Here is a 19,675-nt window from a genome sequence, read left to right on the forward strand (position 1 = left end):
TTGAAAGGATAGAGAGAGGCTCTTCCGGGTCCGGCGTGACAAGGACCCTGACCATGGCCAAGACCACAACCCGCCCGAAACCCGCCACTGCGAAGAAAACCGAAGCCACTGAGTTGTCCGTGCCTGGCGGCGGGACCGACATCCGGATGATCCCGCTCGACCAGTTGGAGCCGAGCCCGCTCAACGTTCGAAAAGTTGCGGCCAGCGCCAGCGACGATGCTGAGCTCCTCGTCAGTATCCGCGAGACCGGAATTAAACAGAATCTGGTGGTTCATGCGCTGTCAGAGACACGTTTTGCAGTCGATGCCGGCGGTCGTCGCCTCAAGGCGCTGAAGCAGCTCGCTGAGGACAGCGTCATCCCCGCCGATCACCCCGTGCCCTGCCTCGTCGATGATAAGCGCAACGCCATCCTTACTTCTGCAACTGAAAACCTCCAGCGCGCGGCGATGCACCCCGCCGACCAGTTCGAGGCTTTTGAGGCGATGATCGCCGAGGGCCGCAGCGAAGACGAGATCGCGCTCAAATTCGGCGTCTCCGTCGACCTGGTGCGCCGCCGCCTCAAACTCGCCCGTGTCGCGCCCGAGATCATCGAGCAGTTCCGCGCGGGTGATCTGACCCTTGAATGCGTGATGGCTTTCACACTGACCGACGACCATGATCGCCAGCTGGCGGTCTGGAACGCAGTGAAGGGCGGCTATCACATCCATCCGCAAAGCATCAAACGCCATCTTACCGAGACCGCCCATTCGGCGAACTCGGCCATCGGGCGCTTTGTCGGCATTGAGGCCTATGAGGCGGCGGGTGGTGTTCTGCTGCGCGATCTCTTCGACGACCGCGCCAGCGCCCATATGGAGAACCCCGAACTCCTAGAGCGTCTCGCCATCGAAAAGCTGCAGGCTGCGGCGAAAACCTTCGAGGGAACGTGGAAATGGGTCGAGGTGCATCTCTCGGTGGATTACGGCGCGTTTCGCAGCTTCGGGCGGGTCTATCCGCAGGACATCGACCCCGATCCGGACCTGCTCACCGAAGAAGAACGTCTCATTGCGCGCGAGGAAGAACTGGCGGCGAAGAATGACGGCGAGGACTGGACGGACGCGGAGACGGAAGAATATTATGCCATCGAGCCGCGCCTGCGCGAGATCGAGGCCCTGCAACGCGAACGGCAGCCTTACGCGGACGAAGATCGTGCCATCGCGGGCGTGGTTCTGACCATCGGTCATGACGGCGCGCTGCGTGTCGAGAAAGGCCTCGTGCGGCCAGAAGATATCCCCGCTGCGGTCGTCCCGAGCGAAAATAGTGCTGACGCGGGTGATGCCCCGTCTCCTGTCCGCCCGAACGTGACGCCGCCAACCTCCTCGACACCGGTGCCCACCTCCGACCCGGCCGCGACCTTGCGCAAGGCGAACGGGATTTCGGCGAGCCTCGCCGACGATCTGCGCGCGACGCGTCAGCATATCCTTCGGGCGCATCTGGCGGCGGATTTCGAGGTGGCGTTCGATGCGATGCTCTACGCGCTCTGCGAGCAGGCTCTGGGGCGGTCCTACAACAACGAGGCGCTCGATATCTCGATCCGGCCCTTCCAGGCGCAGAACCGCGAGGTGCTGCATTCGGATACTGTTGCCCAGAAGATGCTCGAGGCGCTGGAGCAGGGCCTCGCCACCGACTGGATTACGCTGGAGAAGCCCGAAAACTTCCGGGCGATGTCGGCGCTGCCCATTGCCGCCAAGCAGGCGCTTTTCGCCTGGGCGACGGGTCTGGCAGTCAAGCCGCAGCTTTCCTCCGACAATCGCCCCTCCCCGATCATCGAGGAGATCGGCGCGCGTCTTGACGTCGATGTGGCGGCCTGCTGGCGCCCGACTGCTCAGAATTACTGGGGTCGGGTCAACAAGGGGCATGCGGTCGCTACCGCGCGCAAGCTCATTGGCGACGATTACGCCGAAGATCGCAATCGCGAGCGTAAGGGCGATATCGCGGCCGCGATGGAGCGGGCCTTCGCGGAAACGGCCGGCGAGACGGAAGGGTTCGACGCCGCAACGGTTGTCAGGACGACGCGCTGGCTGCCCGACGGGATGGTGTTTGCCGGTGCGGCGGAGGCTGTTGCCGACATGGCAGGCGAAGCGCCGGAGACCGAGGAGGGGGATGTGTCCGCCGAAGATTCTCTGAGCGACGCCGAGAGCGATGAACCGTCGTCCTTGCCCGCCTTCCTCAGCGAGGATGCGGCTTGACGAGCCGCACGCTGACCTGATCACGACATGAGCCTTGGGCCGTCCTCACATCGAGGGCGGCCCTTTCCGGCTGACGGGTTACCAACAGCCGATATCGGATCGGCGGGCCCGTCCCGGAGATATCCCATGACCACCACACTTGACCTCGATCCCGTTAAGGAAGCCGCACTCGTCGCTTCGCAGAATGACGCCTTTCGTCGCTCTATCCTTGGCAATATCCTCGTCACCGATGCCCCGCAGGGCCAGTTCGTGATGACCCGTGGCGTTGCAGCGCTTGGGCCCGATGCCCAGCTTGCTCTCACCCGCAGCGTGGCTTCATTTGACGCGTTCAACGCTGACAGCGACCCGCAAGGATGGCACGAGATGGGCGTCATCGACCTCGACGGCACGAAGGTCTGGTTCAAGATCGACCTGTACGACGTCGACTACACCTATGGCTCGCCTGAGCCCTCCGATCCTGATCAGACGCGCCGGGTCCTGACCCTGCTTCTGCCGTCGGAATACTGACGCCCCTTTTTCACCGACATCGCCACGGATCGCCCTTGCACAAAGGGCGGTCCTTTCGGGCTGGCGGGTTCCAAGGGGCGCGATGATCGTGTCCGGCCTGCCGCAGGAGACCAGAGATGGCCAAGACACTCGACTACCAGATCACCCTCTATCCCGCACATCGCGATGGCGCCTTCGTCGTCACCCAGTTCCAGATGCTGGCGAACTACCCCGAAAAGCGCATCGAGGCCGCGGGCATGGATGATCTGATCGACCAAGTGACGCAGTTCGCGATGGAGCACGGCGAGAGCTGCAGCGCCTCGGTGCGCTGCCTCGCTCCGCGCAAACCGCCGGGGTTCAAGCGCGCGACCGAGAATTTGTATTTCAACCTGGTTGACCGGACGGCTGAGAAACGCGGCGACGCTGCGGCCTGAAGCCCCCCAAAGGAAACCTCCGGGGCGCGGCCTGCAAGACGGTCGCCCTCACCCTCCCTCAATTCCAAAGGACCGAAGATATGACACAAGCAAATGATTTCTACGCGCAGATGCTCGAAGCCCAGAGACGGGCAGCCGAACAGCGGGTCGAGACCCGCGCAGCCCTTCTCACCGAACTGCGCGGCCTCGGCGTGACCGGCCTCGACGTGCAATATGAAGGCTATGGCGATTCCGGCAATGTCGAGGAGGTCGTCGTGACGCCTGACACGATTACCCTGACAGAAGAGCTGCGGCGACGGGTCGAAGATTTCGGCTGGGACTTTGCCTATGCGCTGAGCCCTGGCTTCGAAAACAACGAGGGCGGCTATGGCGAATTGACCTGGGCGCTCGAGACGGACAAGATCGATGTCAGCCACTCGAACCGCTTCATCGAGACCGACACCACAGAACATGAGGGGCTCTGACATGGCACATCCTCTCCACCACGCCGAAAGCTCGGCCCGTAGATTTGGCGGTGTTCCAGATGATTACCAACATGTGCATGACTGGTTTGACTCATCTAAAGAGCACCTAGGTCTCTTTGTTCACAGAGCCCAAAAACATCATACGGTCGGGATCTATGATGCCGAGCGGGTGTTCGGTCGCAGCCTGATCAACAGCGCGGGCCGGGTCGTTCCGATCCGCTGGATCGGCGAGCAGCATGTGCGCGAAGACTGCCAGGGGCGTATCCCGTCACTGGCTGACTGGCTCGGACGCATACAACCCGAACCGTGGATGGCCAATGGCCGGATCGACAACGACCCGACGCAGATCGGCAGCGATCCGCGTGCGGCCTGGGTCCAGGCGGTTGCGGGTCACCAGACCATTCTTGGCTTTGAGGATTGGCTTCTCAAGGTCTCTGTCGAGCACGTCCAGCATCGCCAGAATCGCGCCGCCGCCTGATCCGCCGGGCGGCAAACTCACCAACCATCTGATCCCATCCAGATCGACCCGCCTGCGCCACAACCGGCTTGGCGGGTCGATTGCGTTTCGAGAAAGGACATGGACATGCAAGATCCCGTCTACGAGGAGGTCCACCAGGGCCACACGATCAAGATCTACCACGACCCCGACGCTGAGGACCCACGAGAGTGGTGCAACCTCGGTACGCTGATCTGCTGGCACCGCCGCTATCGGCTGGGTGACAGCCATCAGTACGACAGCCCTGAGGCGTTCCTGCGCGATCTTGCGGGCGTCTCGGATCAGAGCGATCTCTCGATGGATCGTCTGCGGGACCGCGCCGAGCGGAAGGCAATCATTCTGCCTGTGTTTCTCTATGACCATTCCGGTCTCGCGATGAACACCGTCGGGTTCCACTGCCCGTGGGATTCTGGGCAGGTCGGTTACGTCTACGTGACGCTCGAAGCGGTCCGAAAGGAATTCGGTGTAAAACGCGTGACCAAGGCCCTGCGCGAACAGGCTGTAGACATCTTACGTGGTGAGACCGCCGACTACGATTCTTACCTTGGTGGGCGTGTCTATGGTTACATCGTCGAACAGGGTGGCGAGGAGATCGACGCTTGCTGGGGGTTTGTTGGCGCCTATGAGACGCATTGTTTGCCGGAGGCGCGGAATGCCGTTCCTCGGTCCGATCCCCATGCGCCACCCGCGACCGGTGCATTGACCGCATATCCATAGAATAACTCGCCGCCACACACCGGAACTATGGGCAGCACCCGATCGCGGACATGCATTGCTGCATTGCAGAAAAGTCATAGCCCGCCCATTGTGCGACTGCAGCATTGCTCCTATGTTCGCTCTTGTGATCGGTTCTCTCCTCCTCCCTGAGCCGATCCGGAATAATCGGCGGCATCCACCTCCTCCCGGATGTCGCCTTTTTATTTGCAGATCCCCATTCTGAGCTCTTGCGATTTCTCCTCGTTGACCATTCGGTCCCCGAGCTTGCTGTGTGTCGGGTCCGTTTCGCTGGAGGTGCCCAAAATGCAGGCACGGCCGTGTCCCAGCAGCCTGGCATGGGTTTGCGCGACAACGCCCACAGCGTCATCCCCAGATTTTGTGGATAAGTTTTCGCTGCCAAGACTTCAGTTTTCGAGGCCATGAAAGAGTGAGAGACAGGGCGGGAGGGGTGACCCCTCCCGGGTGAGAGAGTGCACGCGGGGCTCGGGGCCAACCCTCAACCCCGGAGATTGCCGATGAACGCTCACCCCCATTCCGTCCAACTTGCAACCGAGCCCGAAGCCCCTGCCCTGCCGGATGCCCCACGCTTCGCCCAAAACCTGATGCAGGCTGCGAAAATCCTCGTCCCCGTTTTCGAGGCAGGCAGGTCCATCGACGCCGCCGCACTTCGCGCCGCGATGGAAGATGCTTGCGGTGCCAGTGACACAAGTGGTGCCTGGGTCTGGAAAGACGCCTATGAGGCGGCCGAGGTCGCCCAAATCCTTATACTCTCGCGCTACGGCGCGCTGATGCAGCGTCAGGCACTGTCGCCGCAGGCCTTCCTCACCATGATCGAACGTTTCACGGCTCTGGCCCCGTCTCACACGCGCCGCTCCGAAGACAGTATCCGTCTGCAACAGTTTTCCACGCCTTTGCCCCTCGCGGCCATCGTCGCGCAGGCCGCCGGGTTTCGGGACGACGACCTGATGCTCGAGCCGTCGACGGGCACGGGCATGCTGGCCATCTTTGCAAAGATCGCTGGTGCACGGTTGGCGCTGAATGAACTTGCCGACACGCGCCGCGCCCTACTGGGGCAGTTGTTCCCCGATGCCGCCGTATCTGACCACGATGCTGCCTCGATCGACGATCGTCTTGATCGCTCGATCACGCCCTCGGTCGTGGTGATGAACCCGCCGTTTTCCGCTGCCAACCATGTCGAGGGCCGGTTTAGGCAAGCGACCAGTCAGCATGTGCTTTCCGCCCTGGCACGCCTCGCGCCTGGTGGGCGGCTTGTCGTCATCACCGGCGAAAGCTTCCGTCCCTCTTTGAAATCCTTCCAGTCGACATTTCAGCGGATCGGCCAGAGCGCCGATGTCGTGTTTTCGGCCCCCATCGACGGCAAGGTCTTCGCACGGCATGGCACCACGATCGACACGCGGTTGACGGTAATCGATAAGCGCGCGGCTGGTGCTGAAGAGACCGCACCGGCTGATATTGACGCCGCCTATCATCCGATCTGCGCGACCACGAGTGATCTTCTCTCCGTAGTACTCGCCCATTGCCCGGAACGCCGCAGCCCCCCGCCCTGCCCCACCACATCGGCCCTTTCGGTCCCGTCTCAGCCGACCCGCACCAACCTCCACGCCCTGCGCAACGCAGCACGCAAAGAAACCCGTGCGCTCGCCGAGGAACGCGCGAAGCATCCGTTCGACGACATCGAGACGGCCCCGCTCGACTACTTGCCAAAAGCCTGGAGCGAACCCTATGGCACGTTGCAGGACACGGTCTACGAGGTCTATGACCTGCAGGCGATCCGGATCGACGGCGCGGCGGAGCATCCGACAGCACTTGTGCAATCCGCCGCCATGGCCTCGGTGCCGCCGCCCGTGCCGAGCTACCGCCCCGTTCTGCCGAAGACCCTCGTTCGAGACGGTCTCCTCTCTGCGCCGCAGCTCGAAAGCGTGATCTACGCGGGCAATGCACACGAGACGCATCTCAAAGGCTTGTTCAAGCGTGGCGAGATCGAAGGCCAACTGATTGCAGCGGCTGAGGGTGACGAAGGCGCCTTCCGCCTGCGCAAGGGCTGGTTCCTCGGTGATGGCACTGGATGCGGTAAAGGGCGACAGGTCGCGGGTATCATTCTCGACAACTGGCTGCAGGGGCGTCGCCGCTCGGTCTGGGTCTCGAAGAGCGACAAGCTCATCGAGGATGCGCGACGCGACTGGATGGCGCTCGGCGGGCGTGAAAGCGATATCGTGCCGCTCTCAAAATTCCGCCAAGGCAGCGACATACGCCTGCCCGAGGGCATCCTCTTCGTTACCTACGCCACGCTGCGCTCGGCTGAACGTGAGGGCAAGGCTGCCCGCCTCGAGCAAGTGACCTCCTGGCTCGGCGAGGGGTTCGACGGGGTCATCGCTTTTGATGAAAGCCACGCCATGGCCAATGCCGCCGGCGAAAAGTCCGACCGCGGCGACAAAAAGGCCTCTCAACAAGGCCTTGCGGGCCTCGCGCTGCAAAACGCCGTGCCCGACGCCCGCGTACTCTATGTCTCGGCCACCGGGGCGACGGTCGTTGGCAATCTTGCCTATGCTTCGCGCCTCGGTCTCTGGGGCACGGGAGATTTCCCCTTCGTGACGCGGGCAGAATTTGTCGCCGCGATGGAGGCCGGGGGCATCGCCGCCATGGAGATGATTTCCCGCGACCTGAAGGCGCTTGGGCTCTATCTCGCGCGGTCCCTCTCCTATGCCGGGGTCGAATACGAGATGCTGGTCCATGAGCTGACGCCCGCCCAGGTCGCGATCTACGACAGCTACGCTGATGCCTACCAGATCATCCACACCAACCTTGAGGCTGCCCTACAAGCCTCTGGCATTTCGTCTGAGACAGGCACCTTGAACCCTCAGGCCAAATCCGCCGCACGCTCGGCGTTTGAGAGCAACAAGCAGCGCTTCTTCAACCACCTCATCACCGCCATGAAATGCCCCTCGCTGATCCGCGCCATCGAGGCGGACCTGGCGGCGGGACATTCGGCGGTGATCCAGGTGGTGTCGACCAGCGAGGCGGTGATGGAACGGCGTCTCGAAGAGATCCCGCCTTCGGAGTGGGATGATCTGCAGGTCGATTTTACGCCGCGCGAGAACATCATGGACTACCTGATGCATTCCTTCCCGACGCGGCTCTTCGAGCCTTACACCGACGAGAGCGGGGATCTGCGCTCGCGCCCGGCCGTCGATGGCGATGGCAATCACATCATTTGCCGCGAGGCGGAGCGGCGGCGGGACGAGCTTGTCGAGCATCTCGGTGCCCTCGCCCCAGTACAGGGTGCTCTCGACCAGATCCTTTGGCATTTCGGAGGGGAGGCTGTGGCCGAGGTCACGGGGCGCAAACGGCGCATCGTGAAGACGCGGGAGGGGCGGCTCAAGGTCGAGAAGCGTCCCGCTTCCTCCAACCTCGGAGAAACCCAGGCCTTCATGGATGATGCCAAGCGCATCCTGATCTTCTCCGATGCCGGTGGCACCGGGCGCAGCTATCATGCCGATCTCGGGGCCAAGAACCAGCGCCTGCGGGTGCATTACCTCCTTGAGCCCGGCTGGAAGGCCGACAATGCGATCCAGGGGCTCGGGCGCACCAACCGCACCAATCAGGCGCTGCCGCCGCTGTTTCGACCCGTCGCAACAGACGTGAAGGGTGAGAAACGGTTCCTCTCCACCATCGCGCGCCGCCTCGACACGCTCGGGGCGATCACCAAGGGGCAGCGCGAAACCGGCGGCCAGAACATGTTCCGCGCCGAGGACAATCTTGAGAGCCCCTACGCACGCGCGGCGCTGCGACAGTTCTTCTACAAGCTGCGGGCGGGCAAGATCGACGCCTGCTCATATGCCAGGTTCCAGGAGATGACCGGGCTGACACTCGATGAGGCGGATGGCACGATGAAAGAGAATCTGCCGCCTATCCAGCAGTTCCTGAACCGCTGTCTGGCACTGCGGATCGACATGCAGGACGCGATCTTCGAGGCTTTCGGCGGGTTACTTTCGGCCATCATCGAGGACGCACGGCAGGCTGGCACGCTGGACGTCGGGCTAGAGACCCTGCGCGCCGAAAAATTCGAGATCGTCGACCGCAAGGTGATCTTCGAACATGAGGCGACGGGGGCGACGGCCACCGCCCTGACCGTTGAGCGTACGGATCGAAACGATCCGCTCACCCTGTCCCGCGTGAAAGCCATCTGCGCTGATAACAAAGGCGCGACGCTCTATTGGAACAAGACCTCCAAACGCGCGGCCCTGATGGTGAAGGCGCCGGCCTTCATGGATGAGGATGGCGTACCGATCCTGCGGGTGAAACTGCTACGGCCCATGGCGACCGAGATCCTCGCCCTCACCGAGTTCTCGAAATCGCACTGGGAAGAGATAGACGATGCGATGTTCGAACAGCTCTGGCAGGCTGAGGTCGACGCGGTGCCGCAGTTCACCACATCGAAGATCACGCTGATCTGCGGCCTCCTCCTGCCGATCTGGGACCGGCTTCCTGCCGACAACATGCGCATTTACCGCCTGCAGGCCGAGGACGGGGAGCGCGCTATCGGCCGTCTCGTCAGTCAGGAGCAGCTCCTGAATGTCTATTCACGCCTTGGTCTCGATTGTCAGATCGAGATGTCGCCGCAGGAAGTGCTCAGCGCGGTGATGGAAGCCAGGACGACCCTGAACCTCCTCGGCGGCTACCAGTTGCGCCGGTCGTTGGTCATGGGACAGCCGAGACTTGAGCTGATCGGCGCGTCGGGCGCGGCCCTGCCCCGTCTGAAAGCGATGGGTTGTTTTGCCGAGGTGATCCAGTGGAAGACTCGGGTGTTCATCCCAGTGGATGGCACTGACGTGCTGGCGCGGGTTCTGGCTGAGCACCCGGTGGGTGCCAGCGCAGCGGATGTCGCCGCATGAGCGCGCGGCGCAGCATCGCAGACCTCTCGGCCGCTCTGGCAGACCGTGCCGAGAGTTTCTGCCGCCAGTATTTCCCCGAGGGTCGTAAGCAGGGCAATTATTGGCAGGTCGGCGACACGTCCGGTGCAAAGGGCCAAAGCCTCGCCATCCGTCTGCAAGCTCAAGGTGAGCGCAAGGCCGGATCCTGGCAAGATTTCGCGACGGGTGAATATGGCGATCTCATCGACCTGCTGCAGGAACGGCTTGGGTCGGTCACGCTCAAGGAGACGCTGAGGGAGGCCCGGTCCTTTCTCGGCGAGGCCCCCTGCCCTGCCGCACCTCGAGACACCCAAAGGGCTGAGCGCCCTGATGCAGCCTCCGCCAAACGCATCGCGCGGGCGCGGAAGCTCTTTGCCGCTGGCAAGCCGGTGCTTGGCACCCCGGCCGCCACCTATCTGCAGGGGCGCGGCATCACACGGCTTGGACCTGCCCTGCGCTATCACCCTCGAGTCTTCCTGCGGCAGGGCGAGGACGATCCCGATCAGCCGCGAAGGGCCCCTGCCCTGCTCGCAAAGATCACCGACAAACGGGGCCAGATCACCGGATGCGCGCGGGTCTATCTCGACCCGTCTACCGACGGGTTGGCCACGATCGAGAGACCCAAACGGATCCTTGGGCAGCTGCACGGCCATGCCATCCGCTTCTGGGCCGGCGCGGGTCGCTCGGATCTCATCGTCGGCGAAGGGCTCGAAAACACCCTCTCAATCGGAACGGCTCTCCCGGAGTTCGACCTCGCCTCCTGTCTCACCGCCACCCATCTCGGCCTCTTCATTCCATCGCCGGGGATTCAGCGCATCTGGATCGCGCGGGACAATGACGATGCCGGACGCAATGCATCCATAAGATTGCGTAACCAACTGGAATATCGAGGAATTTCCTGCGGTTATCTCGTCCCTGAACTGGGCGATTTCAACGATGATCTGCGGACATTTGGCAGAGATGCGCTGCGCCGGTCTCTGTTAGGGGCCATGAAGGCAAACGGTCTGGAGATCGAGGACGGATGAGCGCCAGTCTCCCCGGTGATGCCGGACAGGGCAAAGGTTCCGCGGGTTCGATCTGATCCCGTTTGGATAAGGGGAGCGATGGACCGGCGGGTCGGGGCAGAGTGCCCCTCGCCCGGGCAGCAATGCCCCCCGAACCAGAAAATTCCCCTGCCCCTTCGGGCCATTCCTCGCGGGAGCAATTTTCCGGCCTTGGGCGCATTCTCCGCTGCGCTCCGATCCTGACGGATGCGGCCCGGTCGCCGCCGGTCCTGATATCGCCCCATCCAAATCGGGTCAGATCAAACAGAGGAACCAGACAATGCCCCATCAGACAGACATCCAAGAGGAGACCGGCGTGACCTCCGGCATCCTCGACCACCTGGCACTTCACGGCGCAACACCGGGACCCGGCGAGACCGATCACCGCCCCCTGCCCCAGCCCGACGAAGTCGAACTCGCCATGGCGACCCTCTTTGACACCACCATCGGCCTCCTCACTGGCAGCCAGTTGGAAGACAATCTCGAAGAGATGCTCTGGTCCCTCACCTCGATCTTCCATCGTCGGCTCACCCATATCCAGAAGCTTCTCGACGACAACGAATTCGAGGTCAGGGAAAGCTTGGGGCTACAGGACGGCTCCGAGGTCGCCTCGGTCGAACTCGAGCGCCTCCAGATGATCGGGCTCAAGCTCTGGGACCATCGCGACGCCTTCGAGCAGATGCGCGATCTGGCCGTAGACCACTTCTCGGCCGCCACCGGTTCGCCCTGGCTCCCCCGCACCGGATCCAAGGTCTCACATCGCGGCCTCACCTCCGCCGTGGTGGACAGCCGGGCCTATCTCTCGGCCAAGCGTCGCAAGGAGACCGAGGTGCACTGCCCCGAAGGCACGCGGATCGCTTTCTCAGGCGGGGACTATCAGGCTTACGATCTGATATGGTCCGTCCTCGATGCCACCCATGCGAAATACCCCGACATGGTGCTGCTGCATGGTGGCACGCCCAAAGGCGCCGAGATGATCGCGGCCCGCTGGGCAGATACCCGTGGGATCACCCAGGTGGTCTTCAAGCCCGACTGGAAGAGCCACGGCAAGGCCGCCCCCTTCAAGCGCAACGACAAGATGCTCGAAACCATGCCACAGGGTCTGATTGCCACGCCCGGTTCGGGCATCACCGAGAACATCGTCGACAAGGCCCGCAAGCTCGGAATCCGCATCAAGAGGATCGGGGCTTAGGCCCCGGTTCACGCCCCGCGCAAGAGGTCCTGTACGACGGAAGGCTTCTTGGCGATCAATGCCAGCAGAACCTGTGCTGGGCCTGTCGGGTGCCGGCGCCCGTGTTCCCAGTTCAGGAGCGTACCTTTCGCGACGCCAATGCTCTTCGCAAACTCGGCCTGGGACAGGCCCGTCCGTTGCCGGACTTCGGCGACATCGACCTCCGCCACGGAAACTTCATGCACTTTGGCGTCGGCCAAATCGCCATTCGCGAAGGCCAGAGCCTCTTCGAGGCCCTTGGATACGGTTTCAAATGCACTCATGTTGCGTCTCCATATTTCGCGACAAGCGCCTTGCTCATCTCTACCGCAGCAGCTTGTTCGGTCTTTGACAGGTTGGCTTTCTCATTCTTGGCGAAGACCGTGATCAGAAAGATCGGCATATGGGTCCCGCCAAAGACATACACCGTCCTGAAGCCGCCACTCTTGCCGCTCCCCTCTCTCGGGATGCGGACTTTGCGTAATCCGCCGCCAAGAGAGACGCCCGCTTCCGGATTGGCGGCAATGAAGTTGATCGCCGCCTCACGCTCCTGGTCCGACATGATTGCCTTGGCGCGCCTTTGGAATTCGGGCAGTTCGACCACTGTCTGCAATCGCGTCATCGTCAGTTCCATATAGGTTTTGGCGGCGTATGTGTCAATGACGTATAGTATGCGCACTGGAAGGGCAAGTTGGCAACTGATGCTAGAGCTAGGCAGTATGCTCTGTCCGTTGGTACCGGCGGCCCTTGACCAAATATCTTGTCGCATTTTCTGACCGAACCAACCAGACGGGCTGTCATTTAGGGCTATTGGATGGTTGCGGTGTCTCGTGGCGACCCGGCCTTTCGTTCCACGCTCTGTTCGCGTCGAGCACTCCTCCGCATCTTGGGCGCTTCAGCGAAGACTATCGGCACGTTAGTGATCCTGGGGATGCGACTTTGACGTCTGGACGATGTCTCATCTTCTGTGAGTTAGTAAGAAGCCAAGATTCTGGTGGCAACTCCCTCGGCTGTTCACCCAGTTTCCTTCGCGGCCACCGCACTTCTCCCGATGTCTGAGTTGCATGACATGCTGGTCGCAGCTGTCGTCCCGTCCACAAAGGTTGTCGCCGATCTTTTTCCCCTGACCCACCAAAGAACAGGGGTGGGCCAATCCTCGCGCGGCAAAAAGATCGGCGCCTGCCCCTCTCCGCTGCGCTTCGCCTTCGGTGTGGCCGGGCCTTGGCCAGCTGCAAGTTGACCATCATTGCAACGCAAACAAGGAGAAGAGCAATGACCACGAACTGCATCAAATTCACCAGCGCCGACATCGAAACCGCCAAAGGCGTCGGCTCCATCTCGACCCTGACCTTCGACCTCGACATCACGGTCGAACCCGTCGCGAGCTCGAACCCGATGGCCCCCACGCACCGCGTCCTCGGCCGCTCCCCGCGCGGCAAGCTGGTCGAATGCGGCGGCATCTGGAAGAAGCAGAACAAGGAGACCGGCGCAGACTACTACACGCTGACCATCCGCGACCACGGCTTCAACGCCAACCTCGGCAAGGCGGCAAGCCAGGACGATCTGTCCCTGCAGGCGATCATCCCCTGGGGCCCCAAAGACGCCGCGTGACGCAAAGAATCGGCTGGGGCAACCCAGCCGATTCTCGTTGTCTCCTATGGCACTGACACGATTTATTATGTGTTGGAGTGGCATGGGCGATGTGTTTGACGGAACCAAGTGACCACGGTTCAGATGTAGAACTTTTCTGATGCAGCTCGCTGCGTGGCTGTCGTGTTTGCGGATCCGCTAGGCGTTTCGACGCTTCAAGCCATGTGCCGTTTGACAGCCGTGCAGTTACATAAATGTATTTTAAAACAGTAGGTTAAAGTATTTTTACCGCGCCGTTCGAGTTGAGTGCTGCGCAGAAGGCCGCACCGTTGGTTCCATATGTTGGGCCGCCTTTTTCGCCGCTCACTATAGCTTGTCGCCGCATCTAGACTCGATCGTGCTGCGGGAGTGCATAAGCCACCGCGTGAAAATCGTTGTTAAGACTCATTTTTCCGTGTAGATGACACTTTAAAGGGATAAATTGCTGAAAAAGCGATATTTAGAGGGCAGGCGGATGCGAGATAGGTCATTTACGGCTGATACGAAGGATCAACCCTTCGACGAGATCATCCTTCAACAGGGAGAGCTGATTTCTGACCGTCTCAATATGTTGCGGCAGGAACAGTATCCTCCAGATGCCCAGAAAGGTCTACGTCAGTTTTCGCTGGCGGAGGTCGCTTATTATCTCGGCGTGACCCAGTCGACAATCAAGAAGCTCCACCTAGAAGGTAAGGGGCCTGATCCCGAAACCTCGTCGTCGGGGAGGCGTAGTTATTCAGCTGAGCAAATGCTCGAACTGCGGGCGTATTTGGACAAGCATGGTCGGCCTGGAAAGCGGCGGTATGTGCCCCATCGGCGTGAAGGTGAGGAACTGCATGTAGTTTCTGTCGTCAACTTCAAAGGCGGGTCCGGAAAGACGACGACTGCGGCTCATCTGGCTCAGCACTTGGCGCTGAAAGGGCATCGTGTACTGGCGATCGATCTTGACCCGCAGGCATCACTGACAGCTCTGCATGGTATTCAGCCGGAGCTCGATAATGTTCCATCGCTCTACGAGACGCTCCGCTACGATGATCAACGCAAGCCAATTATCGAAGTAATCCGACCAACGAACTTTCCTAACCTTGATATCGTGCCTGCAAGTTTGGAACTTCAAGAGTATGAGTACGATACCCCCGTTGCCTTGACGAGCAGCGACCCCCACGAGGGGCGCCTTTTCTTCACTCGGATCTCTAAGGCGCTCGACGAAGTCGATGATCGCTATGATGTCGTGGTGATCGATTGCCCACCGCAGCTTGGCTATCTCACGCTGACCGCACTGACAGCCTCGTCGTCAGTCATCGTCACCGTCCACCCACAGATGCTGGACGTTATGTCGATGAGTCAATTTCTGCTCATGCTTGGCGGAATCATGAAGACAATACGAGACGCTGGCGCGAACATGCGACTGAAATGGTTTCGCTATCTGGTTACCAGGTTTGAACCCACTGATGGCCCTCAGAAGCAGATGGTCGGGTTTCTGCAGGCGATGTTCCCGAACCAGATGCTTACCGCGCCTGTTTTGAAATCCACGGCGATCTCCGACGCTGGGATTACTAAACAGACACTCTACGAGGTCGAGCGCTCCCAGTTTGTTCGCACAACTTATGACCGGGCAATCACTTCACTGAACGACGTGAACGATGAGGTTTCGGAGCTGATCCACAAAGCATGGGGGCGCGAATGACGACGTCTTTGACAGCCGTGCAGATTGATAGTTTTGACAGCCGTGCAGACAGCCATTTGTCCAGAGTGTTCACGTCTATGATCGCCCAGAAGGAGACAGTTTGATGGCTCGTAAAGACCTCCTGAAAAATGTGATGGCCAGTTCTTCCGAGCAGCCGAAGGACTCTGGCCGATCAGGCTATGCGATGCGTGGCGCATCAAAGTCCATGAAGGTCTCGATTGACAATCTTGCCGAAAATTCGAAGCGCTTGCTCGAAGGGGAAACCATCGTCGAAATCGATCCCCAATTGATCGATGTGTCCTTCATTTCGGATCGTCTCAGCGACGACGACGAGGCCTTCAACGAGCTGAAGGAGTCGATTGCAACTGGTCGCCAGGACACTCCAGTACTGCTTCGCCCGCACCCGGATCTGGACGGTCGCTATATGATCGTCTTCGGCCATCGGCGTGTGCGCGTGGCGTCAGCCCTTGGCCGGAAGGTTCGCGCTGTAGTCAAACCAATGGACGATGTGGCGCACATTCTCGCCCAAGGGCAAGAGAACACGGCGCGCGCGGATCTTTCATTCATCGAGAAGGCGCTTTTCGCAAAAAGCCTCCTTGATATGGGGCAGGCGAAGGATGTGATCCAGTCGGCGCTGACCATTGATGGAACGCTGTTGTCGCGCATGTTGTCTGTCGCGCAGAACATCCCGAGGCATGTGATTGAGCGGATCGGTCCCGCTAAGCAGATTGGCCGTGACCGCTGGGAGGATTTCAAGAAGCTGGCTTCGGAGTCTGCGAACCAAAAGGTCCTTGAAGGTGCCTTGGAACTCGAAGGGTTTCACGAGCTGGATAGCGATGCAAGGTTCGAGCTCCTGCACAGCAGACTGGCAGAGGCGGGCAGGACACCCAAGCGCAGAAAGACGCGCATGGCACCCAAGAAGCGCACCTGGACCGCCGGCAAAGGCCGCATCAAAGGGGTAATCGGCCGGTCCGGAAGGGCATTCAGTATTTCGCTGACAGCACAGGATTCAACCGAGTTCGGAGACTTTCTCTCCGGTCGACTGGATCAGCTCTACAGCGAATTCCTCGCAACAAAAGAGGAGCAGTCGGAACAATGATCTAGGCAAAAGAAAAGCCCCCAAGCAGCGTGGCCTGAGAGCTAATCTGAAAAGTTTGGTCGCTTAGAAGATACCTCTCCCACGAATCACTGTCAACGATGAACGCTTTTGAGCGAACGGCTTTCTTTTGCCTCCACATAACCGGAGGTGAGATACAGGCATGAAACATACAGGTTGGCGCAAGCCGACACCGGGTCTTGGGGTTGCTGAGCAACTTGCCCAAGCCGGTGAACGGGTAGCAGTACCCAAAACACGAGCATTTGTCGCGCTCAAGCGCGTTGGTGCACATATCGGCCTGAAGGCTGGCGACATGATGCTCCTCGACACGCTCGGGGCCTTCACCCAGGCCCAGGACTGGGAGGAGGGGCAGCGCCCGATCGTCTGGGCGTCGAACGCCTATCTGATGGAGCGGACGGGCTTTTCGCTCTCCGCGCTCAAGCGCCATGCGCGGCGCCTGGCCGAGATCGGCGTGATTTCCTTTCAGGACAGCCCGAATGGCAAGCGGTGGGGCCGTAGGGACGCCGATGGGCGCATCGTTGAGGCGTATGGCTTCGATCTGTCGCCGCTTTCAGCCCGTGTCGAGGAGTTCGAGGAGCTTCATGCCGAGCTGCAGGCCGAGCGCGAGCTCTGCCAGCGCCTGAAGCGTCAGATTACGGTGGCACGCCGGATGATCCGCGCTCGGATTGAGGCGGCTATCAGCAGCGCGCTGCGCGGGCCCTGGAGCCAATTCACTGGACTCTTTGAGGAACTTCTGGACCGGCTTCCGCGTCGTCATGAAGCCTCTGAGCAGTTGGAACGGCTACTGTTGTGGTTCAAGGAACTTCAGGAACGGGTCGAAGCGGCCTATCTCAAGGCGACTGGTGCGACAAAACCTGTGGAAAACATCGGTAACAAAGACACCCAAATCACAAAAAAGACTCAAGAAATGGACCCCAGGGAGGTCATTTCTGAACCTCATATACTAATTACAAATCAACTTAATCCTGTAACTAGTAATTCCTCTAAAAAAGAGGAAGCGGCGGGCGTGGTACCCAATGCTCCACCCGAAGAGTGGGTTGATAGGGAGCTGGAAGACTGGGTTGCCGAGGTGCGCAAGAAGCGGACGGCGCTCGATCTGCCGACAATCATGCAGGCCTGTCCGGAATTCGCGTCCTGGGCGCGCAATATGGGTGGATTCCTGAAGGATTGGGGCGACCTGCACCGCGTTGCCGGGCAACTCAGGCCGATGATCGGTATCTCAGAGCATGCCTGGAACGTAGCGCAGGATCGAATGGGGACCCAAGTGGCCACGGCCGCATTTGCGCTCGTCTTCGAGAAGCACAGTGTCGGTGAGGTTGCCTCGCCGGGCGGATATCTTCGGGGCATGGTCGAGAAGGCTGGGGCAGGAGAGCTGCATTTGGAGCGTAGTTTCTATGGCAGGCTCAGCGGGCAGGCGGCGTGACGTATTGATAAATAAGTGGCATTGGCATATATTGCCAACAAAGGAGATCTGACACATGGTGACACGCAACGTTGTCCTGACCGAACCTCAGGATCAACTGGTTCAAGCCTTGGTGGCATCCGGGCGCTACCAGAACGTGAGTGAAGCAATGCGCGCTGGCCTGAGATTGCTGGAGCAGGAAGAAGCACAACTAGCCGGGATCCGGAAAGGTCTAATTGAAGGTCTGGCGCAGGCCAAGGCGGGCGATCTTGCGGAGGGAAGCGGCAAAGATGCGATCCGTAGGGCCTTTGCGACTGCGCGCGCGCGTTCATGAGCCGATCCTTCCGGCTGACTCGTCGTGCGGAAGCTAGCCTCACTGAAATCGGCAGATGGACGATCGAGAATTTCGGGCTGCGCCAAGCGGAGCTTTACGAGGCCGAATTGCTCAACTGCTGTGAAAGAATTCTGAACGGCCAGGCCCATAGCCGGAGTTGCGCAGTTCTCGTTGATGATGTCGAAGACCTGCGGTTCATAAGGGCAGGGGAACATTTCCTTGTGTTTCTGGATCGATCGGACGAGGTCATCATCGTGGATATCCTCCATTCCCGCAGCGATCTCCCTCGCCATGTTGCCTCACTTTCGGCTTTGAAGTCCGAAGACTCCTGATCCACATCACAACCCGGCTGCCTTCGTCAGGTTCACCCGGAACCTGTCTCGGCGACGCTGATAGCGGCGAGTCATCTCGGCCGAAGCGTGCCCCAGCTGCTTCTGGACATAGCGCTCGTCGACTTCGGCGGAGCTGGCGAGACCGGCGCGTAGGCTGTGGCCAGAGAACATAGCGAGGCGGTCTTTCTCAGGCAGGTCCGACCGGATGCCCGCGTCCAGGACCGTGCGCTTGATCAGCCGCGCAACGTGTTTGTCGTTGAGCCGCTTGTCAGAGGCGCGTTTGCCATCCCGCGAGGTGCCGACAAAGACAGGGCCGAAGTCGATCCTGGCGAAGTGCAGCCATTGCTCGAGTGCATGGACAGGGCAGGTCTGGTCCTTGGAGCCGCGGCCGATCTCAACCTCGCGCCAGCCGGTCTTTGCGTTCAGGGTCAGTACGACGCCCTTGTCGAAGATCTCGATCCAGCCGCCCGAGTCCGGCGTGTCGTCCTTGTGAACGTCGAGGCTGACAATTTCCGACCGACGCAGACCGCCCGCGTAGCCAATCAGCAGGATCGCCCGATCCCGCAAGCCGCGCAGGTCGTAGGGCAGGGCGGCGATCATCGCCAGAATATCCTCGGCCAGAATCGCTTCCTTCTGCACCGGCGGGCGCGCGTGCTTGCGTTTGATCCCAGCCAACACCGTCGCGATGTGGCGGTTCTTACGATCGAGGGTGAATCCGCGTTGCGCATAGTTCCAGGCGAGGCCGGAGAGGCGGCGATCGATCGTGCTGACCGACAGGGGGCGGGACGCCCACTGCGAAGGGGAGGGGCCTGACCCGGAGGCGAGATCGGCGAGGTAAAGGCCGATCATCTCGGATGAGGGGGGCAGGGGCTCCACTCCCTTCATCCGGCACCAGCGCGCAAAATGCGCCCAATCCTTGGCATAGGCCTTCAGCGTGTTGTCGGACGCTGCAGCGCGGGCATAGTCGCGGGCGGTGTCGACCAGGCGATCAAGGCTGCCGGAGCCCGCGACATGGGAGGGCAGGGCGATCCCATCGCTTTTTTCTTGATTTCTCGCGTCGCCCTGAGCATTATGACTTGCATCAGAGTTTGATGATGTCGATTTCTCGTCCTCTGCGGCCATTTTCCAGTGAATCCAGCGATGAAATTAAACTGATTTTCAGCGTATC

The 19,675-nt window shown here is 60.7% G+C and carries 18 protein-coding genes; 15 read left to right on the forward strand and 3 right to left on the reverse strand.

Features of this window, described 5'->3' with window-relative positions; all coding sequences use genetic code 11:
- Window positions 1-53 precede the first annotated feature (53 nt).
- The 9 genes from ACGYLI_RS14290 to ACGYLI_RS14330 all read left to right on the forward strand — a co-directional run bounded on the left by ACGYLI_RS14290 (window position 54) and on the right by ACGYLI_RS14330 (window position 11,988).
- Window positions 54-2,225 carry a ParB/RepB/Spo0J family partition protein gene (locus ACGYLI_RS14290; protein ID WP_009804227.1) on the forward strand — a complete coding sequence of 724 codons (2,172 nt, stop codon included), beginning with the start codon at window positions 54-56 and terminating at the stop codon, window positions 2,223-2,225.
- Between the two features lie 126 nt (window positions 2,226-2,351).
- Complete coding sequence (locus ACGYLI_RS14295; protein WP_009804228.1) at window positions 2,352-2,732, forward strand: DUF3768 domain-containing protein; 381 nt, start codon at window positions 2,352-2,354, stop codon at window positions 2,730-2,732.
- Window positions 2,733-2,848: 116 nt separating this feature from the next.
- Entirely contained in the window at window positions 2,849-3,145 is a 297-nt protein-coding gene (locus ACGYLI_RS14300; protein ID WP_009804229.1) for a hypothetical protein, read from the forward strand.
- A gap of 80 nt (window positions 3,146-3,225) precedes the next feature.
- Window positions 3,226-3,609, forward strand: a complete 384-nt coding sequence (locus ACGYLI_RS14305; RefSeq protein WP_009804230.1) for a DUF6878 family protein — start codon at window positions 3,226-3,228, stop codon at window positions 3,607-3,609.
- 1 nt (window position 3,610) lies between these two features.
- Entirely contained in the window at window positions 3,611-4,087 is a 477-nt protein-coding gene (locus ACGYLI_RS14310) for a DUF6915 family protein (protein WP_037930962.1), read from the forward strand.
- A 105-nt stretch (window positions 4,088-4,192) separates the two neighbouring features.
- The gene (locus tag ACGYLI_RS14315) at window positions 4,193-4,822 is read left to right on the forward strand and encodes a hypothetical protein (RefSeq protein WP_037931030.1); all 630 of its coding nucleotides are present in this window, start codon (window positions 4,193-4,195) and stop codon (window positions 4,820-4,822) included.
- 515 nt (window positions 4,823-5,337) lie between these two features.
- Window positions 5,338-9,735, forward strand: coding sequence for a strawberry notch-like NTP hydrolase domain-containing protein (locus tag ACGYLI_RS14320; protein ID WP_037930959.1), 4,398 nt, complete (start codon window positions 5,338-5,340; stop codon window positions 9,733-9,735).
- Window positions 9,732-10,778 carry a toprim domain-containing protein gene (locus tag ACGYLI_RS14325; protein ID WP_064225045.1) on the forward strand — a complete coding sequence of 349 codons (1,047 nt, stop codon included), beginning with the start codon at window positions 9,732-9,734 and terminating at the stop codon, window positions 10,776-10,778. The genes ACGYLI_RS14320 and ACGYLI_RS14325 overlap by 4 nt, the downstream gene beginning before the upstream one ends.
- Before the next feature lie 298 nt (window positions 10,779-11,076).
- On the forward strand, window positions 11,077-11,988 hold the full coding sequence (locus ACGYLI_RS14330) for a DUF2493 domain-containing protein (RefSeq protein WP_064225044.1): 912 nt from the start codon (window positions 11,077-11,079) through the stop codon (window positions 11,986-11,988).
- Window positions 11,989-11,996: 8 nt separating this feature from the next.
- Here the strand turns inward: ACGYLI_RS14330 and ACGYLI_RS14335 are convergent, their stop codons facing one another.
- The gene (locus tag ACGYLI_RS14335) at window positions 11,997-12,290 is read right to left on the reverse strand and encodes a DNA-binding transcriptional regulator (RefSeq protein ID WP_064225043.1); all 294 of its coding nucleotides are present in this window, start codon (window positions 12,288-12,290) and stop codon (window positions 11,997-11,999) included.
- On the reverse strand, window positions 12,287-12,640 hold the full coding sequence (locus ACGYLI_RS14340) for a type II toxin-antitoxin system RelE/ParE family toxin (RefSeq protein WP_227511476.1): 354 nt from the start codon (window positions 12,638-12,640) through the stop codon (window positions 12,287-12,289). Before ACGYLI_RS14340 ends, ACGYLI_RS14335 begins: the two co-directional genes overlap by 4 nt.
- Window positions 12,641-13,278: 638 nt before the next feature.
- On the opposite strand from ACGYLI_RS14340, the gene ACGYLI_RS14345 reads away from it, so the two are divergent.
- The 6 genes from ACGYLI_RS14345 (at window position 13,279) to ACGYLI_RS14370 (ending at window position 18,507) form a co-directional block, all read left to right on the forward strand.
- The gene (locus ACGYLI_RS14345) at window positions 13,279-13,617 is read left to right on the forward strand and encodes a DUF736 family protein (RefSeq protein WP_065331090.1); all 339 of its coding nucleotides are present in this window, start codon (window positions 13,279-13,281) and stop codon (window positions 13,615-13,617) included.
- 493 nt (window positions 13,618-14,110) lie between these two features.
- The gene (gene repA, locus ACGYLI_RS14350) at window positions 14,111-15,322 is read left to right on the forward strand and encodes a plasmid partitioning protein RepA (protein ID WP_064225041.1); all 1,212 of its coding nucleotides are present in this window, start codon (window positions 14,111-14,113) and stop codon (window positions 15,320-15,322) included.
- Window positions 15,323-15,425: 103 nt separating this feature from the next.
- On the forward strand, window positions 15,426-16,421 hold the full coding sequence (gene repB / locus ACGYLI_RS14355) for a plasmid partitioning protein RepB (protein WP_064225040.1): 996 nt from the start codon (window positions 15,426-15,428) through the stop codon (window positions 16,419-16,421).
- 160 nt (window positions 16,422-16,581) lie between these two features.
- Entirely contained in the window at window positions 16,582-17,862 is a 1,281-nt protein-coding gene (gene repC / locus ACGYLI_RS14360) for a plasmid replication protein RepC (protein WP_065331089.1), read from the forward strand.
- Between the two features lie 55 nt (window positions 17,863-17,917).
- Window positions 17,918-18,175 (forward strand): type II toxin-antitoxin system ParD family antitoxin, encoded by a 258-nt coding sequence (locus ACGYLI_RS14365; RefSeq protein ID WP_064225038.1) that lies wholly within the window; start codon window positions 17,918-17,920, stop codon window positions 18,173-18,175.
- Window positions 18,172-18,507: a type II toxin-antitoxin system RelE/ParE family toxin gene (locus ACGYLI_RS14370; protein ID WP_064225037.1), complete on the forward strand. Its 336-nt coding sequence runs from the start codon at window positions 18,172-18,174 to the stop codon at window positions 18,505-18,507. Before ACGYLI_RS14365 ends, ACGYLI_RS14370 begins: the two co-directional genes overlap by 4 nt.
- Window positions 18,508-18,513: 6 nt before the next feature.
- Here the strand turns inward: ACGYLI_RS14370 and ACGYLI_RS14375 are convergent, their stop codons facing one another.
- Window positions 18,514-19,629, reverse strand: coding sequence for a tyrosine-type recombinase/integrase (locus ACGYLI_RS14375; RefSeq protein WP_065331088.1), 1,116 nt, complete (start codon window positions 19,627-19,629; stop codon window positions 18,514-18,516).
- Window positions 19,630-19,675: the final 46 nt, after the last annotated feature.

Origin of the sequence: Sulfitobacter sp. 1A13421, assembly GCF_043557285.1 — a bacterium.
GTDB lineage: Bacteria > Pseudomonadota > Alphaproteobacteria > Rhodobacterales > Rhodobacteraceae > Sulfitobacter > Sulfitobacter faviae.